An 18971-nucleotide genomic window follows, 5' to 3' on the forward strand; every position below is an offset into this window, starting at 1 on the left:
GGCGAGACGGTACGACGCCCCCATGAAAGACGCTCCGCCCGCGCGAGGACCGACTCAAACCCCGCTGCGACGGCCCGACCAGGTTGAACAGGTTGAACCGGCCCGCCCCGTCAGCCCTGTTCCTGGGCGCGGAAAGCCCCCGGTGTGCTGCCGGTCTCGCGGACGAAGAACTTCCCGAAGTTCGTGGGTTCGCTGAAGCCGAGCCGCCGGCTGACGGTGGCGACCGGCAGGTCCGTGTGCGCGAGCAGCCGTTTCGCCTCCAGCGCGACCTGCGCGTCGATGAGCGCCTTCGCGGTGCGGCCGGTGGCCTCCTGGCACGCCCGGTTGAGGGTGCGCGGCGAACAGCCGACGCGGGCGGCGTAGTCGGCGGCGCCGCGGGTCGTCGCGTAGGAGCGGTCCAGCTCGTGCCGGAAGCGGCGGAAGAGGTCGTTGCTCGCGGCGGGGCCGGTGTCGCCGGGCAGCAGGGTCATCCGGACGAGCAGGGTGGCGAGGAGGAGACGGAGCAGGTCGGCGGCGGCGCCGGGCGCCCCGGGTCCGGCGGTGGCGCGGCGGTACTCGGTGGCCAGGTCGTCCATGGTCCGCGCGATCCCGGCGTACTCGTCGTCGGCGAGCTGCCGGGCGACCGGTCCCGGCAGATGGCTCAGGAGCGGGGCGATGCGGTCGAGGCGGGGCGGGAAGGCGGCCGTGAACAGCACCAGGTCCGCTTCCATGCCGTCGACGGACGGATGGAACAGCCGGTGCACCTGACCCGGGCGGATGTGCAGGAGCGTGCCGGGTGCGCACGGGCGGCTGACGAAATCGACCGTCACCTGTGCCGTCCCCGCCGTCGTCAGGACCAGTAGATGGAAGTCCGGGCGGTGCGAGCGGGTCCGGGTCTCATCCGAGACACGGCCTGTGAGCTGGGAGTACCGCACCACCTCCAGACCCAGCCGGGACCGGTCCGGGTTGCGGAAACCCACCGCCGCGATACCGGGCGCTTCGTCTGCCTGTCCACTTTCCACCATGACGCTTCCGGATGCTACCTCGCCTCCCCGCCCCCCGCCGCCGAGGATCGAGGAGACGAACCGAACGGCGCCGCGCGACGGCGTCACGGCGAAAGGGAGCTGTCATGAGCAACAAGGAACGCGTCGTCCAGGCCGCCGGGGAACTCTTCGGGAAGAAGGACCCCTCCGCCGTCGACCGCTGGGTCTCGCCCGACTACCGCCAGCACAGCTCGCTGGCCCCCGACGGCCCCGAGGCCCTGCGCGGCCTGGTCTCCTCCCTCACGGACGGGTTCCGCTACGACGGAGCCCGGGTCATCGCCGACGGCGACCTGGTGGCGCTGCACGGGACCTACCACGGCTTCGGGCCGCAGCCCCTCGTCGCCTTCGACCTGTTCCGCGTCGACGCGGACGGCAGGCTGGCCGAGCACTGGGACGCGCTGACCCCGCTCGTCACGGACACCGCCTCCGGGCGCACACAGACCGACGGCCCCGCCGAGCCCGGCGATCTGGACCGCACCGAGGCCAACCGCGCGCTCGTCCTGGACTTCGCGGAGAAGGTCCTCAAGGGCGCCGACTACTCGGTGCTGACCGACTACATCTCCACCGAGACCTACCACCAGCACAACCCGGAGGCCGCCGACGGCCTGGCCGGCTTCGGCGCCGCCGCCGCGAGCTGGGCGGAGCAGGGCAAGAACCTCGTCTACACGACGATCCACCGCGTCGTCGCCGAGGGCGACCTCGTCCTGCTCCAGTCGGAGGGCGAGTTCGGGGTGCCGGTCGCCTACTGGGACCTCTTCCGGATCGCCGACGGGAAGATCGTCGAGCACTGGGACGTCATCGCCCCGGTCCCGGCCGAACTCCCGCACACCAACGGCCTGTTCTGAATGAGCGCGCTGAGCTACGCCGGCCGGACCTTCGTCCTCCGCGTGGACAACGGAGTCGTCTTCCGCAACACCTACGCCGCCGACGGCACCGCCCTCCACTACGAGACCCTCGAAGGCCCCACCCGGGGCGCGAGCGAGGACGTCGCCCTGCACGCCGCCGAAGTCGCCCCCGGCATCTTCGTCGTCGGCTGGGTCGAGGAGTCCGGCATGACGGTCACCCACGTCATGAACCTGGGCTCCCTGACGGTCCACGCGCTGTGGACGTACGAGACCGGCGGCCACCGCGTCGCAGAACTCCACACGGGAACCCTCGAAACGGCCTGACCCCCGAGCCCTCGCCGAGGCTCACCGCTGAACACCGGCGGCGACCTCGCCCGGCAGCGCCGACGGCCGCAGTTCGTCCGCGTCCCCCGCGAGCAGCACCCGGAACGTCGCCCCGCGCCCGGGGACCGAGTGCACCTCGATACGGCCCCCGTGGGCGGTGACGAGGGAGCGGGCGATGGCGAGACCGAGGCCGGAGCCCCCGGTGGCGCGCGTGCGGGAGGTGTCGGCGCGGTAGAAGCGGTCGAAGATCCGGGTGATCTGGTCGTCGGTCAGCCCCGGCCCCTGGTCGGCGACTTCGAGGACCGCGCATCCGCCGAGGGTGCCGACGCCGACGCGGATCGGGGTACCGGGCGGGGTGTGGGTGACGGCGTTGCCGACCAGGTTGGTCACGACCTGCCGCAGCCGGGACTCGTCGGCGAGAGCGGGCGCGGAGGCCGGTGGCCCGTCGCCGTCCGGACCGGTGAGGGCGACGGCGCGGGCCGGGTCCAGGGCCCGTACGTCGTGGAGGGCGTCGACCGCGAGGGTGCGCAGGTCGGCGGGGGCCAGGTCGAGCGCGGCCGGGCCGTGGGGAGCGGCGGTCTGTTCGTCGAGGCGGGCGAGCAGGAGCATGTCCTCGACGAGACGCGTGAGGCGGTCGGACTCGCGGGCGATGCGGTCCATGGTGTCGTCGATCCCGGCCCCCATGCGGTGCAGGTCGGTGAGGCCCTTGATGCCGGCCAGCGGGGTACGCAGCTCATGGCTGGCGTCGGCGACGAACCGGCTCATCCGGGCCTCGGACTCGGCGCGCGCGGCGAACGCGGCCTCGATCTGGCCGAGCATCCCGTTCAGCGCCGAGGCGAGCCGCCCGACCTCGGTGCCGGGCCCCGCCCGCTCGGGCACCCGGCGCGACAGGTCGCCGCCCGCGATCTCGGCGGCCGTCCGCTCGATGTCCGACAGGGGCCGCAGCCCGGACCGCACCGCGAACCAGCCCGCCACGGCCAGCGCCCCCAGCAGACACAGCCCGGTCACCTCGTAGATCCGCCACATCCGGTCGACGGTCGCGTCCACCTCCGCCAGCGACACGGACACCAGCACACTCCCGGGCCCCGACAGAGTCCCTCGGGGCACGGCGACCACCCGCCACCGCCCGTCCCCGCGCGTGCTGTCCACGGTGAACGGCCGCCCACCGCGCTCGGCGACCGCCACCGACGTGAGCTCGGGCAGCGCCGGCCCCGCCGCGTGCGCGTCCCGGTTCGGGCCGGCCAGGGAGTCGACGCTGCCGCGTACGGTGCCGTCGTCGTCGACGTACGTGATGACCGGGTTGCCCAGCACGTCCGTGCTGAAGTCCGCGAGGCCCGGCGGAGGCGTGCGGTGGACGTCGGTCACCGGCGGCAGCAGCGCGAACACCTGCGCCGCCGCCCGGAGTTGGCCGTCGACCCGGTGCTCCAGATAGGCGCGCAGCGCGTTCCCCGTGAGCAGGCTGAACGCCGTGAACCCGGCCGTCAGGAGGGCGACGGCGATCAGCAGGACACGGCTGCGCAGCGAGGCACGCGTCCACCGGGCGCGCGTCATGACCGGGGCCCGCGCAGCACGTACCCGACGCCGTGCACGGTGTGGATCAGCTTCGGGCCGCCGTCGTCGAGCTTGCGGCGCAGATAGCTGATGTACGTGTCGACGATGCCGGTGTCCCCGCTGAAGTCGTACTCCCACACCCGGTCGAGGATCTGCGCCTTGGAGACCGTACGGCCCGCGTTGGCCATCAGATAGCGCAGGAGGCGGAACTCGGTCGGCGACAGCCGCACCGGCCGGCCCGCCCGGGTCGTCTGCATGCCCTCGGGGTCGAGCTCCAGGTCGGCCACCCGCAGCAGCGCCGCCGGGTCGCCGCCGGTGCGGCGCAGGACGGCCTGGATACGGGCGATCAGCTCCTGGAGGTCGAACGGCTTGGTGACGTAGTCGTCGCCCCCGAGGTGCAGGCCGTCGATCTTGTCGCGGGTGGTGTCGCGGGCCGTGAGGAACACGACGGGCACGTGTCCGCCGGCCGAGGGGGCGTGCCCCTCGCGCAGCCGGCGGATCACCTCGAAGCCGTCCATGTCCGGCAGCATCACGTCCAGCAGCACCAGGTCCGGTGCGACCGTCCGGGCGCCCTCCAGCGCCTCCCCGCCGGTCGCGGCGGACGTGACGGTGAAGCCCGCGTGCCGCAGCGCCGCGCACAGCAGCTCCCGTACGGTCGGCTCGTCGTCCACGACCAGCAGGTTCGCGGCGCCGGACTGTTCAGCGACGGTCAACGGGTACCTCCTCGGGGGGCTTGCGAGGGAGGATACGAGGGCTGGACGTCATCGCCCGGTAAAGGAGACTGCCGGCCATCCCGGCCACGGCGCCGACGATCAGTCCTCCCCCCAGGGTCATCAGCAGGCTGCCGTCGAACCGTGCCTCCTTGCCGCCCATCTCGCTGCCGAACATGCTCGCCCCGAACCGCCCGGACGCCTCCGCCGCCAGACAGGCCATGCCGAACACGGCGGCCGTGACGAGCCCGAACCGCTCGGCGAGGCCGACGTGCGCGGCGAGGGGGCCGCGGTAGGGGTGCAGGGGGCGCATGTGCCGCGGGTCCGCGTTCCGGGTCGCGACGTACGCGCAGGCCGTCAGCGCGAGGCCGGTCACCGTCAGTGCCACCAGCCACAGCGGCCAGCCGGCCGCCGACACCGCCCGCAGGTGTTCGTGCCGGTCGGGCTCCACCGGCCGCCGGCCGCCGCCCAGCGCACCCATCAGACCGGCCAGCGGATTGCCGCCCTCGCTCTTCACCTGCACCGCCGACGCCGTCCACGGCGCCCCCACCCCCAGCGACAGGAACGCCGCCACCGCGTTCGGCGCCAGCAGCAGGGCGGCGCCGGCCAGCTTCGCCGCCTTTCCGCCGGCCATCAGTCCGACGAAGGCGAGCACCAGCAGGGCTACCGCACTCACGATCAGGATCATCCGGACGACCGCCCCGAGCGCGGGCGCCCAGCCGGACCGTACGCGGTCCACCGCCCCGCCGAGCGGCACCCTCACATGGCGGCTGGTCACGCAGCCCACACCCAGGACCACGGCCACCCACAGCAGGGCGCCGAACGCCGCCGACGCCACGCTCACGTGGTACGCCATCGTGGGCGCGGACGCCTCACCCCCGCCGCCGAGGAGACGGCCCAGCATGCCGCCCCCCGCGTCGCTCTCCCCCCGGTCCGTCATCGACGCGGGCAGCGTGATCGTCCCCTTCGCGAGGGCCGCGAGGATCATGAGCGCGAACAGCGCCGCCGCCCCCGCTCCGGCCGCGCGTGCGGCCAGTTCACCGGCTTCGGGCCGCTGGTGGCGCAGCCGCCGGGAGAACAGGAACCACAGGACGACGGCCCCGACGAGCGTCACCCCGAGCGGCATCACGTCCGCCGACCCGTTCATGGCCGGGCCCATGCCGCCCCCGCCGCCGAACAGGCCCGCGAGACCGGAACCCTCCGCCGTACCCGAGGCGTCCGGCCCGGCGCTCAGGGAACCCCCGACGGCCAGGGAGGCGACGGCCGCCGTCAGCGGCGCGAGCGAGCCGACTGACCCCGCGTCCAGCAGGGACAGGGCGAGCGCAGCGACGACGACCATGGCGAGCACCGCGCACAGCGCGGCCACCGCACCTTCGACGGCGTGTGCGTACCGGCCGTCGCGCGGGGGCGGCACGGGCCGGGCGGTCCTGGACCCGCGAGGGCGCGGGGAAGTGGTGACAGGCACGACAGGAACACTCCGCTTCGGTTCCGGGAACGGGACGCGCCCAGCGTGTCGGCCGTCCCTGCACGGTTCCGGAGAGGTTCTGGGAGGTTCCTGAGAGCCGGACCGGGTGAGGTGCGGCCGAGGCCGTGCCCCGGCCGCACCTCTCAGAAACCTCCCAGAACCTCTCTCAACCGCCGTCCTTCACGGCCACCAGCCCTCCGGCGACCCGCTGGTAGAACGTGCCGTCGGGACCGAGGCTCGCCGGCGCGAAGATGTCGTTGAACGTGCCGCCGGCCCCGGTGCGCTTCTTCCACACCACCTCTCCGGTCCGGAAGTCGATCGCCTCGGCGTACCAGACGTAGGTGCCGTCGGCGGCGAGGTCCGCGTCCTGCCCGTAGCCGTAGACGAGCCCGGTGGCCGCCGACAGGACGGGCACCGACTTGATCCGCTCCGGGGTGGTCCACACGGTCCGGCACGTGCCGTCCGCGTCGACGTCGATCCGCTGGACGCCGGGTGCCATCGCGGTCATGTCGTTGTGCGGGCCGTCGACGTCGGAGGACGCCGTCGGCAGGACGGGCGCGTTGTAGTCGTCGAGGACGACGACACTGGCCTGCCCGTCGTGTTCGTACCCGATGGCGCCGATGTCGTTGGCACTGGCTCCGGCGCTGAACAGGGGGACGCTGCACACGAGTTGGGGCACTGCCCCCTGGCGGTACACCCGCAGGTCGATCTGGTCGTCCGCGTTGTCCGTGATGGCGACGTACCGGTCACCCAGCAGTGTGGGCGTGGCCCCCGAACCCCGCGCGAAACCGCCGGGCTTGACCGCGTCCCCTGCCGCGTACGGCTCCTCCCACAGGATCTCCGGTGCCCCCTCGTTTTCCGCCGAGAGCGCGTACAGGGAGCCGGTGGCGTCCGCGTGGTCCGCCGCGCCGGCCGGCCCTGTCACGACGTACGCCGTGGTGCCGCTGACCGCGATGCCGTTCTCCACGATCTGCTCGTCGAGGTGGCGGACCCGGGCGGTGCCGTCCTGGTCGAGGACGCCGATCGTCGTGCCGGTTCCGGGGTCGGTGCCGGTGACCGCGCCGGTGGTGAACCAGATGTCGCCCTGCGCGTCCCAGGAGCTGTTGAGCAGCGGTTCCCCGGGGCGCAGGGCTCCCTGGGCGGTCAGGTCGATGTCACGTTCCACCGAGAAGGAGCCGCCGTCGCGCCGGACGACGTACACGTGGCCTTCCTGTGAACTGACCAGGATCCGGCCGTGCTCGTTCATCGACATGTACGGGATGTTGAGGTGCGCACCGGAGGGCGCCGCCCAGGAGAACTCGACCGCCATCGTCGCGGGGTCCAGCGCGGAGATGCCGTACGACGCCGTACCGGAGGAGGTGTCCACGTACCCGGCGGACAGTCCGCCCTGCCGGTCCCACAGGAGGGTGCCGGCGGTCGCCCGGGCGGATGTCACCCGGGGGTTCGCGCCCAGCGGGCCGGGGGCGGAGGTGACCTTGGTGTTCCCGGCGTCCCCGTGCATGGTGGAGACCTGGGGATCGAACCGGGGCTGCGGGGCGAGGGGCTGGGCCTCGGCCGGGCGGCCCGTGAAGTCCGGTCCGGCGGAGGGGTCTTGCGTGCTGGGGATCGCGGGCGGCGCGGTCGTCGCCGCGTGCGCGCCGCCCGGTGTGCTCATGACGGTCACGAGGGCTGTGGAGACCACGAGGAGGGGAATGGCGCGTAACGCGGTGAACCGCTTGATTCCCGCAGTACCGGCAAGGGGCATGGTTCGCCCTTCCTTGGCTGGGTGACGTGCCGCCGAGGACACGTCGGTCGGCGTTGCGCCTCGCATGGAACAAGGCAACTCACCTGGTCACAAGGAGGGTTGGGGCGATCCGGAGTGGAATGCGACGCCGGTACGAGGGAATCGGCACCGTGGTACCACGGCCGGCTCGCACTCGCGTACCGGATGGTGTGGGCGGCCCGGACGCTGCTGGTCGAGCAGGGGCTCGCCGCGGCGACCCCCGAGGCGGGCGCCGCCACGGCACACACGTCACCCGGCACCGCTTCACCCCACGGCAGCCGCCTTCCGCCGGACCTTGCCCGGCGCGTTCACCGGCACCGGGGCGGGCTTCCTGGCGTAGCTCTTGAGGACCACGGCCGTCGCGGCGGTGACCAGCGCCCCGAGGGCGACGGCCAGGACGAGGAGCAGCGGCCGGCCCATGTCGCCGACGGCGAGGAGGCCGCCGTAGGGGACGGTGACCGTGGCGCCGAAGGCCATCGTCAGGGCGCAGGTGACGGCTCCGCCCGCGATGCCCGCGGGGATCACCCGCAGGGGGTCGGCGAGGGCGAAGGGGACGGCGCCCTCGGGGATGAAGGCGGCTCCGAACAGCCAGGCGACCTTGCCGTAGGACCGTTCGGCGGGGGTGAAGAGCCTGCCCCGGACGACGGTGGCGAGGGACATGCCGAGCGCAGGGACCATCCCGGCCGCGACCACGGCGGCCATCATCGTCATGTCGGTCGGGTTGAACTTGGCCGGTCGACCCCGCTCACCCCCACGATGCCGAAGGCGACGGCCGCGTTGCCGATCGCGCCGCCGAGGTCGCAGCAGACCATCACCCCGAGGAGCGTGCCGGTCAGGACGAGGTGATGGAACTCCAGCCATACGAGCTTGCTGTTCAGCCACTCGGTCAGCGCGTTCAGTCGCTTTGGAACGTGCGTAAGGAGACCAGGGCTTTTTGACGACGGCTGGGCGGCCGGACCGCGATCGTCGATCGGGCGGCGAGCGGTTCCGTGTCAACGGCGTGACGGGACGAAGGTGTCCTGGTGTCCCGGTCCGGGGCCGAGTCTGAAGCCGACTCCGCGGACGCACTCGATGGTCAGCGCGTCGCCGAACTTGTTGCGCAGGGCGGTGACATGGACGTCGAGGGTCTTCGTCGGGCCGAACCAGTTGGCGTCCCACACCGCAGCCATGATGTGCTCCCTGGACACCAGGGTCCCCGCGCGTTCGGTGAGGAAGGCGAGCAGGGCGAACTCCTTGCGGGCGAGCGGGACTTCGGCCCCGTCCAGGAAGACGCGGTGCGCTCGCCGGTCGAGGGTCACCCTGCCGCACGCCACCTGCGAAGGCGACCCGGCATCGCGGGAGCGGCGGTGCACAGCGCGTATCCGGGCGGCCAGTTCGCGGACCGGGAAGGGCTTCACGAGGTAGTCGTCGGCCCCGAGTTCGAGGCCGACGACCTTCTCGGTCTCGCCGTCCCGGCCGCTGATCATGATGAGCGGCACGTCACCGCGCGCCCGCAGCTCCCGGCAGACGTCGAGCCCGTCCATGTCCGGCAGCCCGAGGTCGAGCAGGACCAGGTCCGCCGGGGGCGCGGCCAGCGCCGTCCGCCCGGTGGACACCCAGGTCACGACGTGACCGTGCCGGGCGAGGCCGCGCCGTACGCAGTCGGCGACGTCCCGGTCGTCCTCGACGAGAAGTACACGCACGGTTCCTCCTGGTGTCAGGCCGGCCGGACGAGGCCGGTCTCGTAGGCGACGACCACGGCCTGCACGCGGTCGCGGGCACCGGTCTTGGCGAGGATGCGGCTCACGTGGGACTTGACGGTGGTGACGCCGACGGACAGGCGTCCGGCTATCTCGGCGTTGGTGCGGCCGGCGGCCAGCTCGACGAGCACGGCGCGCTCGCGTCCGGTGAGCGCGACCAGCCGGCCGTCCTCGCCGGCGCCGCACGGGAAGGCGTCGACGAGCCGCCGCGCCAGACTCGGCGACAGCACCGCCTGCCCCGTCGCCACCACCTGGAGCGCGACGGTCAGCTCGTCGAGCCGGACGGTCTCCGGCAGGAGGCCGGTGGCACCGGCGCGCAGCGCGGCGAGCGCGTGCTCGTCGACGTCGGCCGGGGACAGGACCAGCACGCGGGGTGAGCGCGGGACGTCCTGGTGCGCACCCGGCGCCGTGACCTGGCGGATCGTCTCGATGCTGCCCGCGAGGGACACGGGGACGTCCATCAGGACCACGTCGGGGTGCGACTGCGCGCAGATACCGCCCACTTCGGAGCAGGCCGCCGTGTCGCCGACGACGGTCATGTCGGTCCGTGTCTCCAGCAGGGCGCGGTAGCCGAGGCGTCTGAGGGCCTGGTCGCCGACGATGAGGACAGTGGTCATGGGGGGCTCCGTGGGGGGAAGCGGTGGCGGGCGGCCGGTACCGGCGGCTTCAGGAGGGCCGTACCACTCCCGCGTCGTACGCGAAGATCACCGCCTGCACCCGGTCGCGGGCGCCGATCTTGGCGAGGACGCGGCTGACGTGGGACTTGACCGTGGACTCGGCGAGGTGGAGCCGGTCCGCTATCTCGGTGTTGGTCCAGCCGGAGGCGACCGCGGCGAGGACCTCCCGCTCGCGTTCGCTGAGGGCGGCGAGCCGGTGCTCGTGCTCGGCGCCCCGGCCCGCGGGGGCCCGCCGGGTGAACGTGTCGATGAGGCGCTGGGTGATGCCGGGGGAGATCACGGAGTCCCCGGCGGCCACCGCGCGGATGCCGACGACGAGTTCGTCGGGCCGGGCGTCCTTGAGGAAGAAGCCGCTGGCTCCGGCGCGCAGCGCGTCGTAGGCGTACTCGTCGAGGTCGAAGGTGGTCAGGACGAGGACCTTGGAGCGGCCCCCGGACTCGACGATCCTGCGGGTGGCCTCGATGCCGTCCATACCCGGCATCCGGACGTCCATCAGGACGACGTCGGGGCGCAGTTCGGCCGCCTTGCGGACCGCTTCGCCGCCGTTGACGGCCTCGTCCACGACGGTCATGTCGGACTGCGCCTGGAGCAGCATGCGGAAGCCCAGACGCTGGAGGGCCTGGTCGTCGACGATGAGGACGGTGGTCATGCGGGCGGCTCCTGTGGTGGACGGGCGGACTTGAGCTGGGCGCGGACGGTCCAGCCGCCGCGGGCGTTCGGGCCGACGGTGACACCGCCGTCGTAGAGCGCGGCGCGCTGGCGCATGCCGACGAGGCCGCGACCGCCGCCCGGCCGGCTCTCCAGCGGGGTGTGCGCGGGGCCGGTGTCCGCCACGACGACGTGGACGGCGTGGGCGTCGGCGGTGACGGCGACCTCGACCGTCGTGCCGGTTCCCGCGTACTTGAGGCTGTTGGTGAGGGCTTCCTGGACGATGCGGTAGACGGCGAGCTGGAGACCCCGGGTGAGGCCGGTGAGGTCGCCGTCGGTGCGCAGGGTGGCGGTGGGGCCGGCCGCGCGGACGCGCTGGAGGAGCGCGTCGAGGTCGGACAGGCCCGGCTGCGGGGCGAGCGGGGCTTCGTCGTGCGGGGTGTCGTCGTCGCCGATGACGGCCAGGAGGCGGCGCAGTTCCCCCAGGGCGTCACGGCCGCTGTCGGCGATGATCCGCAGGGTGTCGGCGCCGCTGCGGGGGTCGGTCGCGGCGAGGGCGGCGGCCCCGTCGGCGAGACCGACGATGACGGCGAGGGTGTGACCGAGGATGTCGTGCATCTCCCGGGAGACCCGGGCCCGCTCCTCGGCGGCGGCCAGCCGGCCCTGCCGGTCGCGCTCCTTCTCCAGCGCGGCGAGCGCGGCGTTCACCAGCCGCCCGGCCAGCCCGAGCCCGGCGCACGCCGCCAGCAGCAGGGCCGCCATGAGCGTCACCACGTCGGGGCGCGTCATCTGCTTCAGCTGACTGCCGCTGCGGGCGAAGAAAGCCCAGACGAGGACCTGCGCGACAGCCACGGTGACGGCGCCGGCCAGCCGGCGGGGCGACTCGTGGCGGCCCACCTGGTACAGGGCGTTCACCCAGGCGCAGGCGGAACCGGTGAGCGCGTCGAGCGGGAACGAGACCGCGAGGACCGCCGAGGTGACGGCGAAGACCAGCAGCGGCCGGCGCTCCCGCCACAGCAGCGGGACCGCGTACGCCAGGGACAGGGCCGCGGTGATCACGGCGTCGACGGTGCCGGAGGTGTGCAGCACGGCGGGCAGGCCGATCAGCGCGCACAGCGCCGGCACCCCCCAGCGCCGTACGCGCGGGTGGGCCTGGTCGGCCAGGCGTCCGGCGGCGATCCGCAGGACGACCGAGCGGATCACGCGGTACTCGGGGTCGCTCATCAGCGGTGCGGGAATCCGCTGCACCCGCTCGGCGCCGGGTGCGTTCGTCGAGGTCACGGGGGACGCCCTTCACGGTGCGGGCGGGATCCGCCCGCCGGACCCGGGGGAGGGGCCGACGGGCGGAGGGGCGACGGGAAGAGCGCGGGTCAGCCGTGGCGCAGCGGTTCGGCCGGTTCCGGCTTCTCACCGGCCGGGCCGTCCGCCTGCCGCGCCGCCAGGGTGTGGCGCAGCTTCTCGCCTTCGACGTCCACGTTCGGCAGGACCCGCTCCAGCCACGCCGGCAGGGCCCACGCCCGGCGGCCGAGCAGGGTCATCACCGCCGGGACGATCGTCATCCGGACGACGAAGGCGTCGAAGAGGACGGCCGCCGCCAGCCCCAGGCCGATCGACTTGATCAGCGCGGTGTCGTCCAGGAGGAAGCCGGAGAAGACCGCGATCATGATGACGGCGGCGGCGGTGACCACCCGGGCACCGTGCCGGAACCCCGCCACGATGGCCTCGGTCGGTTCGGCACCGTGCACGTACTCCTCGCGCATCCGGGTGACGAGGAAGACCTCGTAGTCCATGGCGAGGCCGAACACCACACCGATCATGAAGATCGGCAGGACGCTGACGATCGGCGCCGCCTCGTCGATGCCGAAGACGTCCTTGAGCCAGCCCCACTGGAAGACCGCGACCACCACACCGAGGGTGGCGACCACACTCAGCAGGAAGCCGAGCGCCGCCTTCACCGGCACCAGGATCGAGCGGAACACCAGCAGGAGCAGGATCAGCGCGAGGCCGATCACGATGGCCAGGTACGGCAGCAGCGCGTCGCCCAGCTTCGCGGACACGTCGATGTTGACGGCGGTCGTCCCGGTGACCAGCAGATCGGCGCCGGTGTCCGTGTGCAGCGCCGCGCTGTGGTCCCGGATGGCGTTGACCAGGTCCTGGGTGTCCTCGCTCGACGGGGAGCTCTTCGGGACGACGCCGATCAGCGCCACGTCCCCGGCCTCGTTGAACACGGCGGGCCGGGCGGCGGCCACGTCGGGCAGCTTGCCGACCGTGGCGTACGCGCTCTCGGCGGCGGCCTGCGGGTCCTTGCTGTCGCGGGCGTCGACGACCACGGTCAGCGGGCCGTTGAAGCCCTCACCGAAGCCCTTGCTGAGGGTGTCGTAGGCGGCGCGCTGGGTGCTGTCCGGCGCGGCCATGCTGTCGTCGGGCAGGGTCAGCCGCATCGACAGGGCGGGAATCGCCAGCACACCGAGGACGGCCACCGACCCGATGAGCATCTTGACGGGGTTGCGGGTGACGAAGCGGCCCCAGCGCACGCCCATCGTCTCGCCCTCGCCGCGCTCCTGCGCCCGCAGTCGCTTGGTCGTGAGCTTGCCCTTCGTGATGCGTGTCCCGGCGAAGCCGAGCATCGCCGGGAGCAGGGTCAGCGCGATGACGACGGCGACCGCTACGGCGAAGGCGGCGCCCAGGCCCATCGTGGTGAGCATCTTGATGCCGATGACGCTCAGCCCGGCCAGCGCGATGACCACGGTCAGCCCGGCGAACACCACGGCCGACCCGGCGGTGCCGAGGGCACGCCCCGCCGCCTCCTCCGGCTCGTGCCCCTCGCGCAGTTCGCTGCGGTAGCGGGAGACGATGAACAGGGCGTAGTCGATGGCGACCGCGAGGCCCAGCATCAGCGCCAGTGTCGTGGAGGCCGAGGACATGTCCACGAACGCGGTCGCGATGGTGATCGCGCAGACCGCCGCCACGACCCCCATGATCGCGGTCAGCAACGGCAGCCCCGCCGCGAGCAGCGAGCCGAACGTGATCACCAGGACGAACGCGGCGACCACGAGACCGATCATCTCGGCCGCCTTGCTGCTGCTCTTCTCCTGGACCGCGTTGCCGCCCAGGCTGACGGTCAGGCCGGCCTTCTCGCCCTCGGCGGCGGCCCTGGTCAGCGCGTCGGAGGAGGCGTCGTCTAGGTCGGACTTCGGCACCTTGTAGGTCACCTGGGAGAACGCGATCGTGCCGTCCTCGCTGACCTGTCCGGCGGTGAACGGATCGGAGGCGTTCGCGACCTGGGACCCGGTCTTCAGGCCGGCCACCAGGGACTCGACCGTGGACTTGTTGCCGCCGGAGGTCAGCGTCTGGCCCTTCGGAGCCTCGAAGACGACCCGTGCGGTGGCACCGTCGGCCGACGCCTGCGGGAACTCCTTGCCCAGCAGGTCGATCGCCTTCTGGGACTGCGTGCCGGGGAGGGTGAAGTCGTCCGTCGACGTGCCGGGGCTGTTCGCCGCGCCCACCCCGACAGCGGCCAGCACGACGATCCACAAGACGAGGAAGAGCCGTCGTCGCCGGAAGGCGAGCCGGCCCAGCCGGTACAGAAAGGTAGCCACGGTGCACTCCCGTGAGAGATGAGGGTCAGGAGAAGGGACCTGAACGGTCCTGACCTCAAGCTAGGAGTGGATCTCGGCCGATTCCCGGCACCGTGGGATCCAGTTGGGCGCGACCTGTAGTACCCCGGTACCGGTGTCCCTGGTCCCCGAGTACCGGCCGCCGTGCGTCACTCCTGGGCGTGGCGGATGGCGTCCAGGACGATGTGCGCGACGTGGTCGTCGGTCAGGGCGTACTGGATCTCCCTGGCCCGGCGGTTCGCCGTCACGATGCGGGAGGTGCGCAGGACGCGCAGGTGCTGGGAGACCAGGGGCTGGCTCACCCCGAGGGTGTCGACCAGTTCGTGGACGTACTTCCCGCCCTGGGACAGCTCGCGGACGATGCCGATGCGGACAGGTGAGGCCAGCGCCCTCAGGAGGTCGCTGGCCGCCTGCAGGGACCGTACCGGCTCGTCGTCGGGGGAGGCCGGGGGAGGGGAAGACGTCACATGCGCACATTAGCATGTGACAATGGTTTTCGGTTTGTGTCGAAATCGTCCCCGGGGTCCCCCTGGGCCTCAGTGGTCGTCCCAGTGCTCCTCGTGCGCGGCGTGCCGGTGGCCGTCGTGCACGTAGTCGACGTGGTCCTCGTGCGGCACGGCCACGTGACCGCAGCCCTCGCCGTGCTGGTGGTCGTGGCCCTCGTGGACGCCGTGACCTGCGGGCGCGCACTCGTCGACGTGGCTGTCGTGCGTGCGGTGCAGGTGGCCGTCGTGGACGTAGTCGGTGTGGTCGCCGTGCGGGACGGCGACGTGGCCGCAGCCCTCGCCGTGGGTGTGCGCGTGGTCCTCGTGGGTGTGGTGCTCGGTGACGGTGCTCATGTGCTCGTGCTCCTGGGTGCGCTGATCGTCGGCCCGCGGGTGGTGCTGTCGCGGGTCGTTCATGTTGAAGTGAATATATAGCAATCCTTGCATGTGTGGGTAAGGAGAGGTTGAGAGAGACCAGGCGGGTGGCTCGATGTCGTAAATGAACAACTACCCCTCGCTGTGGCCGGATTGGGATGCTGTGCTCCTCTTGGTTCGTTTCTACGCTGGTTCGGTCACGGCATGAGAGATGGGAAGGCGTAACCATGCAGGACTTCACGCACGACATCGACACCCTCCTGTGTGTCGGCAACGGCTACTGGATCTTCAAGGGCAACAAGTGCCTCAAGACCAACATGGCCGGCGACAAGTTACTGGTCGACCAGATCGACATCACCGCCAGCGGCGCATGGCCGGCGCTGGCGGGCACGCGCTTCGCGCGCGACCTGGACGGGATCGCGTTCTCCAACGAGTCGGGTTACTACTGGTTCCTCAAGGGTGACTCGTGCATAGCCACCAACGGCGGCGGCGACCAGATCGTCTGCTCCGAGCGGAAGATCGCGGGCGCGGGCGGCTGGCCGGCTCTCGACCAGTGATCGCGGATCCACGGTGAGGGTCCCCCTTCGGGCTCGGCCCTGAAGGAGGACCTCGGCCGGCGGCGTCCCTCAGCAGGTCTGCGGGGTGCCGTCGGCCTGGTCGGCGGTGTACAGCAGGTCGATGACACGTTCCTCGTACCGGACACGGGCCGGGGAGAAGTCGTACGGCATCTTGGTGACGGCCTCCGCCACGCTCATCCGCGCCCCGCCCTTCTCCTCGATCTCCTCGTCCTCCTGGTCCAGGAGGAGATCGAGGGTTTCGTCCAGGCCGGATCCGGCGACGGCGGCTGCTAGGGCGGTCTCGTGGGCGCACCGCCGGGCGGCCAGGTCCTCGATACGGGGGTCGTCGGGGGACACGGTGTCGTCCAGGGCCGCTTCGGCGTCCGTCAGGCGGTCCTCCTCGGCCCGCAGTTCGGGACGGGTGGCCAGGATGACGAACCGGTCGGCCTGGGCGGCGGCGCCCAGCGGGCCGAAGACGCGTTCCGTGATCAGGAGGGTGTCGAGATCGGCCGTACGCAGGGAGCCGGGCGGCAGATCGCGCAGGCGGTCACCGACCAGCGGGGAGAGCAGGCCGAGAGGGCTGCCCGCCGCGCGGAGACGGCGTACGGCGGCCCGCTGCGCTTCGATGGCGGCGGCCTTGGCGGCGAGGGACTCCGCCAGCCGGGCCAGGGACTGGTCGATGCCGGCGCCGCCTTCGAGGCCGGCGCGGATGTCGTCCAGGGGGATGCCCGCATCGGCCATCGTGCGGATCCACAGCAGGCGGATCATGTCGTCGTACCCGTAGCGGCGCCGGCCGTCGCCACCGCGATCCGGTTCGGCGAGGAGCCCGATCGCGTGGTAGTGGCGGATGGCGCGGGGCGTCGTCCCGGCGAACGCGGCGGCATCGCCGATCTTGACGCGGCGGGGGACGGCGGGATACGGCATGCGAGGGAGCCTCTCGACGGGGTGCTTGCCGCCCACTCGACCACATGCCGCTACGGCACGTGCAAACCCCCTTGTCCGCACCGTTGCCCTGTCCCTCGGCGGGCGGGTGTGGTGGGTGGTTTTCAGGCAGATCATTGTCCGAATCTCGATCTTTGATGTGTCCCCGACAAGGTGAGGTGCTTGCATATGCGCCGAGGCGGCTTCCAGGCCGCCCGTCACGCAGCTCTGAATTGGGGGATTCTCATGCGCGTACATCTCAAGCACGCCCTGGTGGGCCTCGCGGCCCTCGGGTTCGTCCTCGGGACGCAGACCGCCGCACAGGCACAGCCCGCCGCCAAGGAGACCACCGCCGTCGCGATCGACGTGCTGCGCTCTCCGTACGGCGGGTTCAACCTCTACCTCGACGGCATCTACGCGGGCCAGGTCTGGTGGAGCCAGGACCCCGGCGGCGACCTCGACGGCGACGGGAACAGTGACCCCGGCGACGCGCTCATCGCCTACGACAACGTCACCGACGGTTACGGCATCGAGGCGACCCTGCGCACCTCCGACTCGCACAAGGTCACCACGCGCGGACACGGAGCGCCGTACTGGAGCCCGTGGGGGACCGGGGACCTGACCGAGACCCACACGTACTACGGCGACGCCTGTGTCGTGAAGGGAACCTTCTCCAGCTGCGCGGCCATCTCCGTCGTCGCCTGACGGGGCCGGTCTGACGGCACTTCCGGGGCCGGGGCCCTGTATGGCCCCCGGCCCCGGCTTTCGCTGTGTCGCCGTGTTGCGCCCGTTGTATGACAGTGGCCGTCAAAGTGTGCGGACGATCGGCCGGGCGTGAGCGGCGGGAGGGCTCGGTGCCGAGGTACGTGGATCCGGAGAAGCGGGTCCACGACATCGTCATGGCGTCTTTGAAGCGCTGAGCGACGGCGGGCTGACCGAGCTGACACTGCGGAAGATCGCGCGGCGGATGGGCGGGTCGATCACGCTGATCACGCACCCCCGTGAACGGCTCCAGGCAGCGCTGGAGTGGTTCCTGCCGGACACGGAGGAGGGGCTGATCCAGGAGCGCGCGACCGACGCACCCATCGAGTGCCCGACCACCACCGGGCCGGTGCCCCGGCGCTCCAGCAGCGCCGCCGGGGAAGCTGCTGGACCCACGTCTCGGCGTTGTCCCACAGCCCGTGCACCAGAAGCGTCGGCGCACCGAGCACCCCGGGCGGCCGTGCGGCGGGCGGGGCGGGCCGGTCGACGGAGAACATCCGCCCGGCGGGCAGATCGACGAAGGACATCGGGGCGACTCCCGCCTCGGGGACAGGGGAGCGGGCGTGCCGTGCAGGGGGTGCGCCGACGGTGACTCCTGACCGCCCCGCACCCCGGCCACCGTCCAAGTCCCGTCCGGCAGAGCCGTTATGCTCGCCGGGCATGACCGGAGGCGCTCGGGGGAGTGGATGGAACTGCGTCACCTTCGGTACTTCGTCGCGGTCGCCGAAGAGGGCTCGGTGAACCGGGCCGCCCTGCGCCTGCACGTGTCCCAGCCGTCCCTCAGCCGGCAGATCGCCCAGCTCGAACGCGAGCTGGGACAGCGGCTCCTGGAACGGACCTCGCGCGGAGTACGCCTCACCCCCGCTGGACAGATGCTCCTCCCGCACGCCCACCAACTGCTCACGCTGGCCGACGCGACCCGCGAGACGGTCGCCGGCGCCGCCACCGCACGGCAGCCGGTCACCCTCGGCGTCCCGCCCGGGACCGACGGGACCTGGCTCGTCGCCCTCGTCGACACGGTCCGCGCACGCCTGCCGCACGTGGCCCTGGAGTACGTCGAGGCCACCAGCTCCGAACAGCTCCGGCTGCTCGGCGCCAGGCTCCTGGACCTCGGCCTCGTCCACCGGCCGCCCCCGATCCCCTCAACGCCGGGGAACTGCGCCACGATCTGCTCGGCATCGCCGTACGGCCCGGGCATCCGCTCGCGGAGCGGGGCGGGTTCGGGCTGGCGGACCTCGACGGCGTACGCGTCCTGCTGCACGCGCAGGACCGGCTGCCCGCCGAGCAGCACGGGCTCGTCGCCGCCGCGCGGGCCGCCGGGGTCCGGCCGTACTGGCGCTTCGCGCAGTTCACCGAGCACCTCCTCGCCCACGCCCACGCGACCGGCTGCGACGCGGTCCTCGTCGTCGAGCACGCCGCTGCCGCCCGGCTGCCCGGGTGGCGGTGGGCGACGCCGGCCGGCCTGCCGCCGACGATGACCACATGGCTGGCGGCGGCACCGGAGGCGGGCC

19 protein-coding genes are annotated in these 18971 nt (G+C 72.5%); 5 read left to right on the top strand and 14 right to left on the bottom strand.

Translation table 11 applies throughout. The features are described from left to right. Window positions 1-110: 110 nt before the first annotated feature. Window positions 111-1004: an AraC family transcriptional regulator gene (locus ACLZOT_RS37975; protein WP_416973711.1), complete on the bottom strand. Its 894-nt coding sequence runs from the start codon at window positions 1002-1004 to the stop codon at window positions 111-113. Window positions 1005-1108: 104 nt separating this feature from the next. On the opposite strand from ACLZOT_RS37975, the gene ACLZOT_RS37980 reads away from it, so the two are divergent. Together ACLZOT_RS37980 and ACLZOT_RS37985 are read left to right on the top strand one after the other, a co-directional pair. After that, complete coding sequence (locus ACLZOT_RS37980) at window positions 1109-1867, top strand: nuclear transport factor 2 family protein (protein ID WP_416973712.1); 759 nt, start codon at window positions 1109-1111, stop codon at window positions 1865-1867. Then, window positions 1868-2191 carry a MoaF-related domain-containing protein gene (locus tag ACLZOT_RS37985; RefSeq protein WP_416973713.1) on the top strand — a complete coding sequence of 108 codons (324 nt, stop codon included), beginning with the start codon at window positions 1868-1870 and terminating at the stop codon, window positions 2189-2191. 21 nt (window positions 2192-2212) lie between these two features. On the opposite strand, the gene ACLZOT_RS37990 is transcribed toward ACLZOT_RS37985, so the two are convergent. From ACLZOT_RS37990 to ACLZOT_RS38045, 12 genes are all read right to left on the bottom strand, one after another. Next, window positions 2213-3742: a sensor histidine kinase gene (locus ACLZOT_RS37990; protein ID WP_416973714.1), complete on the bottom strand. Its 1530-nt coding sequence runs from the start codon at window positions 3740-3742 to the stop codon at window positions 2213-2215. After that, window positions 3739-4455: a response regulator transcription factor gene (locus tag ACLZOT_RS37995; protein ID WP_416973715.1), complete on the bottom strand. Its 717-nt coding sequence runs from the start codon at window positions 4453-4455 to the stop codon at window positions 3739-3741. The genes ACLZOT_RS37990 and ACLZOT_RS37995 overlap by 4 nt, the downstream gene beginning before the upstream one ends. After that, window positions 4442-5866 carry a streptophobe family protein gene (locus ACLZOT_RS38000; protein WP_416973716.1) on the bottom strand — a complete coding sequence of 475 codons (1425 nt, stop codon included), beginning with the start codon at window positions 5864-5866 and terminating at the stop codon, window positions 4442-4444. Before ACLZOT_RS38000 ends, ACLZOT_RS37995 begins: the two co-directional genes overlap by 14 nt. A 217-nt stretch (window positions 5867-6083) precedes the next feature. Continuing rightward, window positions 6084-7661 carry a hypothetical protein gene (locus tag ACLZOT_RS38005; protein WP_416973717.1) on the bottom strand — a complete coding sequence of 526 codons (1578 nt, stop codon included), beginning with the start codon at window positions 7659-7661 and terminating at the stop codon, window positions 6084-6086. Window positions 7662-7943: 282 nt separating this feature from the next. Beyond that, window positions 7944-8390, bottom strand: coding sequence for a hypothetical protein (locus ACLZOT_RS38010; protein ID WP_416973718.1), 447 nt, complete (start codon window positions 8388-8390; stop codon window positions 7944-7946). Window positions 8391-8671: 281 nt separating this feature from the next. Next, window positions 8672-9361: a response regulator transcription factor gene (locus ACLZOT_RS38015; protein ID WP_416973719.1), complete on the bottom strand. Its 690-nt coding sequence runs from the start codon at window positions 9359-9361 to the stop codon at window positions 8672-8674. A 14-nt stretch (window positions 9362-9375) separates the two neighbouring features. Next, window positions 9376-10035 (bottom strand): LuxR C-terminal-related transcriptional regulator, encoded by a 660-nt coding sequence (locus tag ACLZOT_RS38020; protein WP_416973720.1) that lies wholly within the window; start codon window positions 10033-10035, stop codon window positions 9376-9378. Window positions 10036-10084: 49 nt separating this feature from the next. Beyond that, window positions 10085-10744, bottom strand: a complete 660-nt coding sequence (locus ACLZOT_RS38025) for a response regulator (RefSeq protein ID WP_416973721.1) — start codon at window positions 10742-10744, stop codon at window positions 10085-10087. Further along, a complete protein-coding gene (locus ACLZOT_RS38030; RefSeq protein WP_416973722.1) occupies window positions 10741-12024 on the bottom strand; it encodes a sensor histidine kinase in 1284 nt (427 codons plus the stop codon). Before ACLZOT_RS38030 ends, ACLZOT_RS38025 begins: the two co-directional genes overlap by 4 nt. Window positions 12025-12113: 89 nt before the next feature. Then, the gene (locus ACLZOT_RS38035; protein ID WP_416973723.1) at window positions 12114-14342 is read right to left on the bottom strand and encodes an MMPL family transporter; all 2229 of its coding nucleotides are present in this window, start codon (window positions 14340-14342) and stop codon (window positions 12114-12116) included. A 167-nt stretch (window positions 14343-14509) separates the two neighbouring features. Continuing rightward, window positions 14510-14827: an ArsR/SmtB family transcription factor gene (locus ACLZOT_RS38040; protein WP_416973724.1), complete on the bottom strand. Its 318-nt coding sequence runs from the start codon at window positions 14825-14827 to the stop codon at window positions 14510-14512. Between the two features lie 69 nt (window positions 14828-14896). Further along, window positions 14897-15199 (bottom strand): hypothetical protein, encoded by a 303-nt coding sequence (locus ACLZOT_RS38045; protein WP_416973816.1) that lies wholly within the window; start codon window positions 15197-15199, stop codon window positions 14897-14899. A 248-nt stretch (window positions 15200-15447) separates the two neighbouring features. On the opposite strand from ACLZOT_RS38045, the gene ACLZOT_RS38050 reads away from it, so the two are divergent. After that, window positions 15448-15777, top strand: coding sequence for a hypothetical protein (locus tag ACLZOT_RS38050; protein WP_416973725.1), 330 nt, complete (start codon window positions 15448-15450; stop codon window positions 15775-15777). Window positions 15778-15846: 69 nt separating this feature from the next. Here the strand turns inward: ACLZOT_RS38050 and ACLZOT_RS38055 are convergent, their stop codons facing one another. After that, window positions 15847-16701 (bottom strand): MerR family transcriptional regulator, encoded by an 855-nt coding sequence (locus ACLZOT_RS38055; RefSeq protein ID WP_416973726.1) that lies wholly within the window; start codon window positions 16699-16701, stop codon window positions 15847-15849. 243 nt (window positions 16702-16944) lie between these two features. Here ACLZOT_RS38055 and ACLZOT_RS38060 point away from each other — a divergent pair, with 243 nt between their 5' ends. Together ACLZOT_RS38060 and ACLZOT_RS38065 are read left to right on the top strand one after the other, a co-directional pair. Then, window positions 16945-17403 carry a hypothetical protein gene (locus tag ACLZOT_RS38060; RefSeq protein WP_416973727.1) on the top strand — a complete coding sequence of 153 codons (459 nt, stop codon included), beginning with the start codon at window positions 16945-16947 and terminating at the stop codon, window positions 17401-17403. A 743-nt stretch (window positions 17404-18146) separates the two neighbouring features. Continuing rightward, window positions 18147-18938, top strand: a complete 792-nt coding sequence (locus ACLZOT_RS38065) for a LysR family transcriptional regulator (protein ID WP_416973728.1) — start codon at window positions 18147-18149, stop codon at window positions 18936-18938. Window positions 18939-18971 lie beyond the last annotated feature (33 nt).

The organism is Streptomyces sp. 4F14 (genome assembly GCF_048159485.1).
GTDB lineage: Bacteria > Actinomycetota > Actinomycetes > Streptomycetales > Streptomycetaceae > Streptomyces.